Source organism: Bacteroides sp. AM16-24 (assembly GCF_003471885.1).
Taxonomy (GTDB): domain Bacteria; phylum Bacteroidota; class Bacteroidia; order Bacteroidales; family Bacteroidaceae; genus Bacteroides.
Map to the genome: position 1 here is coordinate 111915 of NZ_QRKI01000001.1, position 12948 is coordinate 124862.

The window sequence follows — 12948 nt, forward strand, 5'->3', positions numbered from 1 at the left end:
TGCAATTTGTTGCAATAAAGCTGATCTGCGTAATCCGTGTAATCCGCGCCTGATTTTTTATTCACTAATCACTTTTCTGTATTCTGCCACTGCCATTTTTTCTGCCAGATATGCATTAATCAGGTTCGTATGCGCCTGTGTCCACGACAATTGTGCGGACAAGACATCTGCCATACTGGATTTTCCTTCATTATAAGAGAAAGTCACAAGGTCCAGATTCTCTTCGGCAAGAGCCATATTTTCCTTTGCAGTCTTTACTTGCTGCTCCGTTTCCGTCAGTTTCGTAGTGGCGGCGGAGAGCTCTTCAAGAATAGTATCAGTAATATAACTTTGTTGTAGCTTCTGGATGCCAATGAATGCTTTCTGTTGTCGGTTTGTCTTGAAACGGGCTCCCCAACGGAAGATGGGGATACTGACGTTTACTCCGGCTACAGGAGTATGGGGGATTTCCTGTCCCATATATGTGATACCGGTATCCCAACCTGTAGCAAGGAACATGCTTACCTGAGGATTGTACTTGCTGAGGGCGGCATGGCGTTGTGCTTCACTTCGGGCTATGTTTACCATTGTGCTGGCATAATCAGCACGGCGTGGAAGTACATCGTCAAGTCCGAGAATGTCGACGGGCTCACTGGCTATACTGATTTCACTTAGGCTATCTACAGGGGTATTGGGTGCTACTCCCATCAGAATGTTCAGTTGTTGCAGAGCAAGGGTATAGTTTTGGCGGGCCTTGATATACTGCAATTCAGCTTCTTTCTGGCGGGTGGAAATCATCAGCAGGTCTGTACGACTGATAGCGCCATCGTTGAAACGATCCTGAATAATATCGTGCTGCTTCTTTATGATATCCTGAAATGTAGCGGCAGCCTCAAGACTGGCATAAGCGGCTGAAGCATTCCAGTAAACGGCATCACTTTGATAATGAATTTGGTCGAGAGTAAGTTCGGTGGTGAGTTGGCTTAATTCTTCGTCAGCCTGAGCCATACGTTTCTGGGCTATCAGAGAACCACCGGTATAGAGGGGTTGTGCCAAAGTTGCGAGTGCCTGATAGGTGTAGGGGCGATACTCACCCTTCGGACTGTTCCACTTATCCAGGTGGTTGAGGTTGGCGGTACCTTCGGCAGTGATGTCTATTTGTGGTAGGAAGCCGGTATTTGCTATTTTTCGCGCTTCGGTGCTTGCCATGGTTTTCAGGCGCTGCTGTTTCAACACCTGGCTGTAGGCTTCTACTTTGTCACGATATGCTTCACGGCTGAGATACTGTTGGGCTCCGGCTTTCAGGCCGAAGCAACAGAGTAGTGTGACTATGATTATCTTCTTTTTCATGATTACTTGTATTTCTTCTTTTCACTTTTTAATCTTATGTATCGCACAATATGCTACGGGCAGCACGAACAGCGTTAATGCTGAAGCCACCAGCAAACCACCCATGATTGTTGCCGCCATACCACCGAACATAGCGTCGAATAGCAACGGTAACATACCCAGAATCGTGGTTCCGGATGCCATGGCTACAGGTATGATACGACTGGTTGTTGCACTGATTACCGCATTCAGTGGCGTTTTTCCGGAAGCAGTTTCTATATCGATCTGGTCTACCAATACAATTGCATTCTTGATATTCATACCAATCAATCCCAGTAGGCCAAGGACAGAGAAGAAGTCGAATGATTTACCAAGCAAGATTAATCCCAGTACGATGCCAATAAAGATAAGCGGCAACATCAATAGGATGACAATTGGCTTGCGGTAGGTTCTGAACAGGAATAACAGGGTAATGAACATCAGGAAAAAAGTTAATGGCATGTTAGCTGCCAATGCTGCATTACTTTCTGCCTGACTTTCCTGTTCACCAAAATACTTCATGGTGTATCCTTCCGGTACCTGAATTTCTTCTCGCACTTCTTTCCATATCTTATTGAATGCTGCTATGGCATTTACTCCCCGGCGTGGATCGGCTTGCGCCATCATTACCATCTGGCGGTTATAATCTTTCACATTCGAGAACTTATATTGGAAATCAAATTCACTGACTACTTGTTCCAGTGTAGTGGTCTCCTGTGTTGTACCGAATACGGGTAGCGTACGCAGATCGTTGATACGGAAAGAATCGACCGTGTTATCTTTTAGCAGGATAGGCAACACTTGGTCGCCTTCACGATATTCACCTAATGTCATACCGCTTGTGCCAATCTGAATACTCTGTGCCATGCTCTGTCGGGAGACACCTAACGGTTGGGCACGTTCCGGACTGTAAACGGGTTTCCATACAGGAATCTTATTCCCCCATGAATTTCGTACGTTAATGAGATCGTCATCCCGATGCATGATTTCCAGGACCTTATTGGTCAGCATCACCAGTGAATCGACATTATTACCGATGAAACCGATTTCAATGGCAGCATCTACCGCAGGTGATAGTTTAAACAAAGTGGTACGGGTAATGGCATTCGGATAGTTCGCCTTCATATACTGGTCGAAATTCTCTTCGTATTCCTTTGTATATTTACTGTCGGTTAGTTCAATGAGTATATTGGCAAAGTTGGGCTTGGGACCCACGGAAGTAGATGCTAGATAGTAACGTAATGGCGTACTGCCGAAAGTAGTGGATATCCGTTTCACTTCCGGTTGTTGCAGGAGGTGCGCTTCCACCTGTTTCATTTCCTTTTCCACGTCACGGATGCTGTAACCGTCCGGATAGAATATATCGGCACGGAAATAGGGCTTATCCAATGAGGGGAAGAAGTTTTGCGGCATCATTCCCATGATGATCAGTGAGATGATAAACAGGACTACCATACTACCTAGTGTGAGCGTTTTCTTTTTGATAAGTACTCCGAGGATAGATGCGAACTTGTGATAGAAAGGTTTATCATACGGATCTTTATTAGTATCGCCGGATTTGGTTTTCAAGATAAAATTGCCGAAAGTGGTGGTTTGCGTGAGTGCCAGTACCCAGCTTAATCCCAAAGAAATGGCAAGTACGACAAACAGAGGTTTTACGATTTCCGCTACGGCAGAAGGGGCGAGGTACAGCGGGAGGAATGAACAAATGGCGATGAACGTGGCGCCAAGTAAGCCCCATTGTGGTCCGGTAGCTCCATCTATCAGTGCTTTTCTACGGTCTATTCCTCGGGCAATGGCTATTTGTGCATTGTCCGTCACTACAATGGCATTATCCACCAGCATACCCATGGCAATGATGAAACCTGCCAGGGAAGTACGGTTCAGTCCTACCCCCATGAAGGACATGATGAGCAACGTGCCGCCAATGGTAAATAGCAGTGAACTTCCTATAAGTATACCAGCACGTAGCCCCATCACCAGCATGATGATAACGATTACAATGAGGAGGGATTCTATCAGGTTAATGATGAAACCATTATTTGCTTCCTGAGCTATGACATTTTCCGGATACAGACTTTCCAGCTCCAACCCTACCGGAATAAGGGGAAGAAGTTCAGCCAGTTTCTGATCTACCAGTTCTCCGGTCTTTACTACATCCTTTGTCGGGTCGGTGGAAACGCCGATACCTATGGCACGCTTCCCATTGACATGCATGATGTTGCCGGGTGGGTCCATATATCCTTTTTCGATAATGGCTATATCACCCAATTTTACTTGCCCTCCCGAAGTTGTAATCACTTGGTTCCGGATGTCATTGACGGTGGTGTAAGTTCCGTTGGCTACAATACGCAATTGTTGTTCACCGGCGTTGATTTCACCCGTGTTGATAATCTGGTTTTGCGATTGCAACAGGCTTGCCACTTGCTTCGGGTCTATCCCCATACCGGCCAGTTTATTGACGGATATAAAGATATTCACCACTTCGGTTTGCGTGCCGAACAGGGCTACTTTCATTACCCCGTCAGCAGTGATAACCTGAGTTTTGATACGCTCTGCCCAGTTGCGCATTTCTTCGTAAGAGAAACCGTCATCGCCTACCAGACCGTAATAGATGCCGAATACATCACCGAAATCGTCCGATACCGTGGGAACGGAAGCACCGGCGGGTAGTTGCGGTTGTATGTTGAGCACCTTGCGGCGAAGTTCATCCCATTTCTGCGGAATAGACTCTGCGGAAAGGGAAGGTTGAAGCTCGAATGTTATCTTGGATAGTCCGTACATGGACTCCGATTTAATTTTATATGCACCACTCATCGACTGTATCTCGCGGGAGATCGGTTCGGTGATCAGTCGTTCTACTTCTGCCGGTTCTGCCCCCGGATAGCGAGTCATAATGACCGCTGACTTGATGACGAAGGGTGCATCCTCTTTCTTTCCCAACCGGCCGAATGATAGTATACCGCCGATTAGCAACACAGCCAGGAAGAAATAAACAATCTTGGTGTTGTCTAATGCATATTTAGCTAAATTCATATGATTTATATTTGGGCGACCTCAAGGTCGCAGTAGTTGGTAGTCTAATTGATAACTTTCACCGTTTGTCCGTCCACCAGTTGGTGCACTCCGGCAATTACAATAGTTTCTCCCGGTTGTATACCAGCAGAGATAAGAGCATTGGCTTCTCCAGTGGGAGAGTATACGGTTACTTCCCGCTTGCTTACCTTATTATCTTTTACTACCCACACATAAGTTTTCTGGTTTTCGCTTTCACCGAATATGGCACTGAGCGGAATATTCACAAGCTTTTCTTCCAGGAAGGGAGCTACGTCCGATGCCAGCTTGATTTTACACGTAAATCCCGGTTTCACATCGTATAAGGAACGATTAAAAGCAGGATCTTCAATCGTAATAGTTACCGGGATACCTGTTCCGGCTGTAGAAATGTCCAGATATTCTTCCAATTGTGCGTTGAACACCATGTCCGGATAGGTGTCGAAAACCACTTTGAATGTTACATCTTTTGCACGAAGCAGATACAGATAATCATCCGGCACGGTGAATTTGATGCGGAGCTTTTGTGTATTCACCAATTGTACAATGCCTTCTCCGGAATTCACGCGCTGATAGTTTTCCACCAGACGCTTTTCGATGGAACCGTCGAAGGGAGCAGTCAGTTTGGTATCCCGCATATTATTGCTGGACAATTCATAAGCGGACTTTGCCTTTTGGTAATTGGCAACGCTGATTTCATATTCCTGCACGGAGATAGCCTGGCGTCCCAACAGGCGCTTGTTACGTTCCACCTGTGCTGCGGCAGTCTCATAAGCGGCTTTGTCGGCGGCGTATTGCAGGGAAATGTCGCGTGGATCAATGGCGGCGATCAATTGTCCTTTCTTTACCCGCTGACCTTCTACCACAGGCAGATTTATAACCTGTCCGCTGACACGGAAGGCTAGTTTCACGTATTCTACGGCTTCTACAATACCGGAGAAGTCTTTCCGGATGACCGATTGGGAGCTGGCACTAGCTGTCTTAACAGGTCGAATCAGGGTGGCATCGCCCTCTTTCTTGTGTCCGCATGATGTGACAAGCAGCATCACGCCGATGGTGAACAAATAGATTCTTTTCATACTAATATATAGTTGTTCGTTTAGATATAGAAACATAAAACCGGAAAAACAGATAATTGTTCTCCCGGTTTATTTTGTTACGCGTTGTTAATGATAAAGGCTTCTACTCCTCTATTCTGAGCAACAAATCGGTGCCCAGTTTGAGCTTATAAACGTTTTTATATACTTGTATGTTCAGTTCTTCTCCGGTAATAAGTGAAATATTTATTTCTTTGCCTACGCGCATCTGAAGTGTACGTCCCTGATAATTTATCTGGAAGGAATAACTGCTCCATTTTTCGGGAATGACTGGGAAGAAAGAGAGTATGCCCTCCAGGATCTGCATTCCGGCGAAGCCTCGTACAATGGCAAGCCAGCTGCCCGGCATACTGGTGATATGCAGTCCTTGGTGAGTTTCGTTGTTGTAGTCATCCAGGTCAAGACGGGTGGCATGCAGAAAGAGTTGGTAAGCCTTTTCCACTTCGCCAATGCGGGCGGCAAGAATGGAGTGGATGTGCGGGGAAAGTGAAGATTCATGTACCGTCATTGTTTCATAGAAATCAAAGTTACGGCGGACAGTTTCCTTGTCGAAATTGAAGTAATACAGATATAATCCCAGTAACACATCACTTTGTTTGATGTAGCACGAACGAAGAATACGATCCCAGGACCAATGCTGATTGATGGGGCGTTCTTCGGGTGGAATGGCATCGGTACTGTTCAGTTCCTTATCCAGGAAACCGTCATTTTGTACAAAGATCCCCAGTTCTTTGTCTTCCGGTAGATACATACGGTTGATGATGTCGCGCCAGCGTTCAGCCTCTTCTTGTTGGCGGAGGTTGGTGACACGGCGTACACGCGCATATTCGTCGGGGTATTCTCCGGCAATGATTTCAAGATAGTTAAGTGTCATCTGCAGGCACTGCACACACGAGTAATTGGTGTACCAGTTATTATCCACATTGTTTTCGTACTCATCCGGTCCGGTTACCCCCAGTATGACATATTTCTGTTTTGGTTTTGAGAAAGATACACGTTGGCTCCAGAAGCGGGAGACGGCAATCATTACTTCCAGTCCGTATTTGGCTATATAATCTTTGCTGCCTGTGATTGCGGCATGTTGTGCAATGGCATAGACGATGATATTGTTGCGGTGTATTTCTTCAAAAGTAATTTCCCATTCGCTGTGGCATTCCTCACCACTGTAAGTGACTTGCGGAAAGAGAGCAGCCCCCTCTTTGAATCCCAGTTTACGGGCATTCTCTATAGCTTTCGGTAGTTGGTTATAACGGTATATCAACAGATTTTTTACAATCTCCCTCGGAGTAGAAAGCAGGAAGAACGGTACACAACAAAGTTCCGTGTTCCAGTATGTGTTTCCACCGTATTTTTCACCAGTGAATCCTTTCGGGCCGATATTCAGACGCGGATCATCACCGCGGTACGTCTGGCATAGTTGGAAGATGTTGTACCGGATACCCTGTTGTGCTTCCGGGTCCCCTTCGATAACCACATCCATTTCCTTCCATATATTAGCCCAGGCTTGTTGATGATTGTTTTCCAACTTATCCCAGCCGTCTATTTTAGTCTGACGGGCTTTGGTGATGGAATGTTCTATCAATTCCTGGCGTTCATCATAGAGCGACGAACTTATAACGGTATATTTGATGAGCATTACATTGTCTCCCGGTTTCACATCTGCCCCGATGCTGAATCCGGTTTGTTTCTCTTTTTCAATGCGTATCGGGTTCGAGGAGGCTTCTTTGCCGTTCTTGAAGAACTGATAGGTCATGGCGTAGCACACTTGCGCATCTTCCCGCCGGGTTTGCGTCCATAGATAAGCACAATCCTTTGTGACGCCGGAACGGAGGATATTCCATATCTTCTCGTTCGGATCATCATCCTTATTGACTATGATTGCATCCAGAGAGGGAATCAGTGATATTCTTCCTGTATAATTGATGGAGGTGACGCTGTATTTTATTAGGCATAAATCGGGGTGGGCCATATTGTTGATATGCTCCACATGTACCCGTATTTGATGTCCTCTGGGAGATGTGATTTCGAAATCCCGGTAGGAGATACCTGCTTTCATATCAAGTCTGCGGCTGAAGCTGTTTACGTCCCATTGTGCCAGGTCCAGTTCTTCATCGATGAGACGCAGGCTGACACGACTCCAGTCCGCTGCATTGGGAATACGCGTGTAAAAAGCAGGAAAGCCGTTCTTCCACCAACCTACACGCGTTTTATCCAGAAAAGTGATACCGGCTACAAATGAACCGCGATAGGAATCGCTTGAATAAGGCTCTTCAAAATTTCCCCGTTGTCCAAAGCGTCCGTTCCCCAAGCTGAATATACTTTCGGACATTCTCAGGTTGTCGGCGTGAAAGTTATCTTCAATAATATTCCATTCATCGGTTCTAAGGTATCTTTTCATGGCGTGTATCTCAATGGTGATTATGGCGGTAAAGATAAACAAATAAACGGATAAACGGCAAGAAAGTATGACAAAAGTAGATGAAAGAGGAGTGATAAGGTGATAAAGTGGTAAGGTGATAGAGTGATAAAGTAGCTGCGTTATATATCACAGAGTGTTGTTCCACTATCACTTTGCCACTTCATCACTTTATCACTTTATCACTCTTTTTATAAGGATTATGCTTTTGTTTGTTCTCCTTTGGTCTCTTTGATTAAATATACACAAACTGCGCCGATAATCAGCATGACACCTGCCATGACCAGCATATTGATTTCGGGAGGCAACATACCTTTGGGAGTGAACAGGGCAAGAATGCTCCCGCCGAGTGAAGCCGCCACAATCTGCGGAATACAGATTGTTCCGTTGAACAAGCCCAGATAAGTTCCCATGTGTCCGCCGCTCAGTGCGTTGGTCAGGATGGTGAAAGGCAACGCCAGCATAGCAGCCCATGCGCAACCTATCAGTAGGAAGGAGATGAACAATACATATTGATTATGAACAAAATAAGTAGAGATGAAACCCAATCCACCCAGCACCAGACTGAGAGAATAGATCAGTTTGCGATCCTTGAACAACGGGATGCAGACAGCCCATAGTACAGAACCGATAGCCTGTACGGCAAACAACACGCCTACCCAGTCGGCAGCATCCTGATATTGAATACTCTTGGTGTCCAGCATAACTTTGCTGACTCCGTTCACTGCGGTTTCCACTGTAGGAGCATCGAATACATTGGCGGCTACACTACCATTGGTATACGTCCACATAAACATGAAAGCAAACCAGCAGAAGAACTGAACCAAACCTACCGTCCAGAAAGCTTTCGGCGCTTTTATCAGCAGTTTCACCATATTGATTTTTTCTTTTTCTTCCTCTTCGGTGATGCCGTGGTATTCAGCGTATTCGGCGGGTGGCATCTCCTTTACTTTCACTGTGGTATAGATTACACAAAGTATCAGGATGGCGGCTCCGATATAGAAAGAATAAATCACCGAGTCGGGTACTACGCCTTGCGGGGCTATGTTGCTGATACCGATCCATGTAAAGATGAACGGGAACAGGAAACCTACGAGGCTGCCCGCATTACACAGGAAACTCTGGATGGAGTAGGCGAGGCCTTTTTGCTTTTCGTTCACCATGTCGCCTACCATCATCTTGAATGGCTGCATCGCCATATTGATGGAGGTATCCAGGAACATCAATGATACTAATCCGAATATCATTGCCGTGCTGACTGCCATACCGAAACTACCGGCATTCGGCAGCAGGCACATTACCAATACGGCTACCAGTGAACCGACAAACAGATAAGGAATACGGCGTCCGAAGCGCGTCCACGTCTTGTCGCTTGCAGCGCCCACGATGGGTTGCACGATGATGCCTGCCAATGGTGGTAATATCCAGAAATAACTTAAACTATGCGGGTCTGCACCCAGTGTTGCAAAAATACGACTGATGTTTGCACTCTGCAAGGCGTAGGCAATCTGTACGCCAAAAAATCCGAAGCTGATGTTCCACAACTTCCAAAAGCTCAAATCGGGTTTTACTTTCATTCTTAATAAATTATTAGTTACGAGCTACGAGCTACAAGCTACGAGTTCCTTTCGGCATACTGGCAATTCCGCGTAGCCTACTCGTCACTCGTAGCTCGTAGCTTGTCACTCATTTATTTCGTTGTTCCCCTCACTACAAGATTCGTTCTCACAATCTTGTTACTACTCTTGTCATCGCCCCCTTCCAGCTTGCCTATCAGAATGCTGAAAGCACTTCTTCCGACTTCTTCTCCATGTTGTTCCACGGTGGTCAGTTTGGGATCTGTGCTTTGGGCAATGGCTCCGTCGGTAAATCCACAGATCGATACTTCATCGGGCACTTTCTTTCCAACCAGTTTACAGGCATACAGAATGCCCGAAGCTGTTTCGTCATTGATGGCGAAGAAACCATCGGGATGACCGGGACCTTCCAGTATGTCAGGGGTGATGGATATGGCGCGTTCCCTTGTATCACACAGCATAATCATGCTGTCGTCCACGGGAATTTTGTATTTCTTCATGGCATCCAGATAGCCATTCCGACGATTCTTGGTGATTTCCAGATGCGGGGCTGCTCCATAAAACAGGATACGCTTGCAACCTGTCTGTATCATATACTCCACGGCGGCAAAAGAACCGGCATAGTCGTCCACTACCACCCGTTCTGTTTTCAATCCGGTGCAGATGCGATCGTAGAACACAATGGGGATATTATTATTCAGCAGGTCCTGATAATGATCGTATTGAGAGGTATCCTTTGCCAGAGAGGCAATCACACCACAGACGCGGGCGGCAAGGAATGAGTGTACGATTTTCACTTCCTGTTCATAAGATTCATTGCTCTGGGCTACCAAAATATTGTATCCTGCTTCGGCAGCAGCCTTTTCAATGCCACTCAGCACGCACGAGAAAAAATGATGTACCAGTTGCGGGACAATTACACCGATTGTATTCGAACGGCTGGCACGAAGGTTCACTGCAAGTACGTTAGGCTTGTAATTATGCTCCCGGGCATACGCATGTATAAGGTCACGGGTCTCCTGGCTGATATCCGGATTGTCTTTCAGCGCCCTCGACACAGTGGATGGTGAGACGTTCAACGCCCGGGCAATATCCTTGATGGTTATCTGCGGTTTATTCATGGTATTTTCTAAATATTCCCAAAGATAATGCAAACCGAAAGCAGTACAAAATAAGCTTGCTTATTTTTATTGCTGAGGTGCAGCTTATCTTAATCAAAGGTTATTCAAATGAGGATAGCTGCCAAACTAAAAAAATGTAAGCCAACTATTCCGATTGCAAAAATAGCGGAATAGATGAGAATAAGCTTCTTCGTTGAGAATTATCGGATTATAGAATAGCGCAAACGTTTGCAGACATCCATTGACTTTGCATCTGAATGGGCGTTGCACGTTGCTTTCTTGCGAGACGCTTTGTTTCCAGATGAAACTGTCGGGACTGCATGGATTCTCGGAAGTAAATATAAAACGGTTGACTAAGCTTTCAGTCATTATAAATAATAACTGCGATATACCCCTTCTATAAGAACTTTTGTTGTCTTTAGATAAGATAAGCTGCATTTCGGCATAACTTTTTCATGCAAGCATGAAAGTTCTGCACTCAATTTGCATTATCTTTGTGTCGTTATCCCGTCATAAAGCGACGGATTAAATATCCCAAAAACAGCAGGAGGACATTATATGGACCCATTAGAATACTTAGTACCCGGCAGAAAGAGACTTCCCTACGGCATGATGAACTTCGCGGTCATCCGCCGTGAAGACTATTATTACGTGGACAAAACCCGCTTCATCCCCATGATAGAGCAGGCGGACCGCTTTTTCTTCTTCATCCGTCCGCGCCGTTTCGGGAAGAGCCTGACGCTGAACGTGCTGCAACATTACTACGATGTGCGTACCCGCGACAAGTTCGACGACCTCTTTGGCGACCTCTACATCGGGCAGCATCCCACACCGAGTCGTAACACTTATCTTGTGCTCTATCTCAATTTCTCCGGCATCACCGGTGCACTGAACGACTATCGCAAAGGGCTGGATGAGCACTGCCAAATCCGCTTCGACTTTTTCTGCGAAGTCTATGCCGACCTTCTGCCGGAAGGCATCAGGGATCGGCTGGACGAGAAGGACGGAGCCGTCAACCAATTAGACTATCTGATTTCGGAATGCGAACGTGCCGGACAGAAGGTGTACCTCTTTATCGACGAGTACGACCACTTCACCAACGCCATTCTCTCCGACCCCGAAAGCCTGCACCGCTATACCAACGAAACGCATGGCGAAGGTTATCTGCGCGCCTTCTTCAACAAAGTGAAAGCAGGAACCTATTCCAGCATCGAGCGCTGTTTCATTACCGGTGTAAGCCCCGTGACGATGGATGACCTCACCAGCGGCTTCAACATCGGAACCAACTATTCCCTCTCACCGGACTTCAACCAAATGATGGGTTTCACAGAAGAAGAAGTGCGCGAAATGCTGACCTACTATTCTACCACCAGCCCCTTCAATCATACCATTGACGAACTGATAGAGATAATGAAGCCGTGGTATGATAACTATTGCTTCGCGCAGGAATGTTACGGCGAAACCACGATGTATAACTCCAACATGGTGCTTTATTTCGTCAAGAACTACATCTCGCGTGGCAAAGCACCGCTAAGCATGGTGGAAGAGAACATCCGCATCGACTACGAGAAACTACGCATGCTCATCCGTAAGGACAAGGAGTTTGCCCACGACGCCTCAGTCATTCAAACCCTCGTGAGCCAGGGCTTCATCACCGGCGAACTGAAGAGTGGCTTCCCTGCCTCCGGTATCACTAATCCCGATAATTTCGTGAGCTTGCTCTACTATTTCGGCATGCTCACCATCAACGGCATGCACGAAGGAAAAACTAAACTGACCATCCCTAACCTGGTGGTTCAGGAACAACTTTATACCTATCTGCTGAGTACGTACAACGATGCAGACCTCAGTTTCAGTAGTTACGAAAAGAGCGAACTCTCCAGTCGCCTTGCTTACCGAGGCGATTGGAAAGCCTACTTCGACTACATTGCCGACTGCCTGAAGACCTACGCCTCGCAGCGCGACAAGCAGAAGGGCGAGTTCTTCGTGCATGGCTTCACCCTTGCCATGACCGCACAGAACCGTTTCTACCGCCCCATCTCCGAACAGGACACGCAGGCGGGCTATGTCGATATTTTCCTATGTCCGATGCTGGACATCTACTCCGACATGACGCACAGCTACATTGTAGAGTTGAAGTATGCCAAGTACAAAGACCCCGAAACCCGTGTGGAGGAACTGCGTCAGGAGGCTATCGCACAAGCCAACCGCTACGCTGATACCGATACGGTGAAGCGTGCCATCGGCAGCACCCAGCTACATAAGATTGTGGTGGTGTATAAAGGCATGGAAATGCGGGTGTGCGAAGAAATACAGTAGTCCGGACCTTTAACGTA

7 protein-coding genes are annotated in these 12948 nt (G+C 46.6%); 1 reads left to right on the forward strand and 6 read right to left on the reverse strand.

Features of this window, described 5'->3' with window-relative positions:
* Window positions 1-57 precede the first annotated feature (57 nt).
* The 6 genes from DW182_RS00430 to DW182_RS00455 form a co-directional block, all read right to left on the reverse strand.
* Window positions 58-1329 (reverse strand): TolC family protein, encoded by a 1272-nt coding sequence (locus DW182_RS00430; protein WP_118294307.1) that lies wholly within the window; start codon window positions 1327-1329, stop codon window positions 58-60.
* Between the two features lie 21 nt (window positions 1330-1350).
* A complete protein-coding gene (locus DW182_RS00435) occupies window positions 1351-4383 on the reverse strand; it encodes an efflux RND transporter permease subunit (RefSeq protein WP_007664422.1) in 3033 nt (1010 codons plus the stop codon).
* Window positions 4384-4427: 44 nt separating this feature from the next.
* Complete coding sequence (locus tag DW182_RS00440; protein WP_021968255.1) at window positions 4428-5480, reverse strand: efflux RND transporter periplasmic adaptor subunit; 1053 nt, start codon at window positions 5478-5480, stop codon at window positions 4428-4430.
* A 103-nt stretch (window positions 5481-5583) separates the two neighbouring features.
* Window positions 5584-7896, reverse strand: a complete 2313-nt coding sequence (locus DW182_RS00445) for a family 65 glycosyl hydrolase domain-containing protein (protein WP_021968256.1) — start codon at window positions 7894-7896, stop codon at window positions 5584-5586.
* Between the two features lie 218 nt (window positions 7897-8114).
* The gene (locus tag DW182_RS00450) at window positions 8115-9491 is read right to left on the reverse strand and encodes an MFS transporter (protein WP_007664419.1); all 1377 of its coding nucleotides are present in this window, start codon (window positions 9489-9491) and stop codon (window positions 8115-8117) included.
* Window positions 9492-9604: 113 nt separating this feature from the next.
* Window positions 9605-10612, reverse strand: a complete 1008-nt coding sequence (locus DW182_RS00455; protein WP_021968257.1) for a LacI family DNA-binding transcriptional regulator — start codon at window positions 10610-10612, stop codon at window positions 9605-9607.
* Between the two features lie 558 nt (window positions 10613-11170).
* Here DW182_RS00455 and DW182_RS00460 point away from each other — a divergent pair.
* Window positions 11171-12931, forward strand: coding sequence for an AAA family ATPase (locus DW182_RS00460; protein WP_021968259.1), 1761 nt, complete (start codon window positions 11171-11173; stop codon window positions 12929-12931).
* The last annotated feature ends 17 nt before the right edge of the window (window positions 12932-12948 follow it).

What these genes read in the sequence shown, in the direction of transcription:
- DW182_RS00430 (WP_118294307.1), bottom strand. Translation starts at nt 1,329, where the DNA reads ATGAAAAAGAAGATAATCATAGTCACACTACTCTGTTGCTTCGGCCTG.
- DW182_RS00435 (WP_007664422.1), bottom strand. Translation starts at nt 4,383, where the DNA reads ATGAATTTAGCTAAATATGCATTAGACAACACCAAGATTGTTTATTTC.
- DW182_RS00440 (WP_021968255.1), bottom strand. Translation starts at nt 5,480, where the DNA reads ATGAAAAGAATCTATTTGTTCACCATCGGCGTGATGCTGCTTGTCACA.
- DW182_RS00445 (WP_021968256.1), bottom strand. Translation starts at nt 7,896, where the DNA reads ATGAAAAGATACCTTAGAACCGATGAATGGAATATTATTGAAGATAAC.
- DW182_RS00450 (WP_007664419.1), bottom strand. Translation starts at nt 9,491, where the DNA reads ATGAAAGTAAAACCCGATTTGAGCTTTTGGAAGTTGTGGAACATCAGC.
- DW182_RS00455 (WP_021968257.1), bottom strand. Translation starts at nt 10,612, where the DNA reads ATGAATAAACCGCAGATAACCATCAAGGATATTGCCCGGGCGTTGAAC.
- DW182_RS00460 (WP_021968259.1), top strand. Translation starts at nt 11,171, where the DNA reads ATGGACCCATTAGAATACTTAGTACCCGGCAGAAAGAGACTTCCCTAC.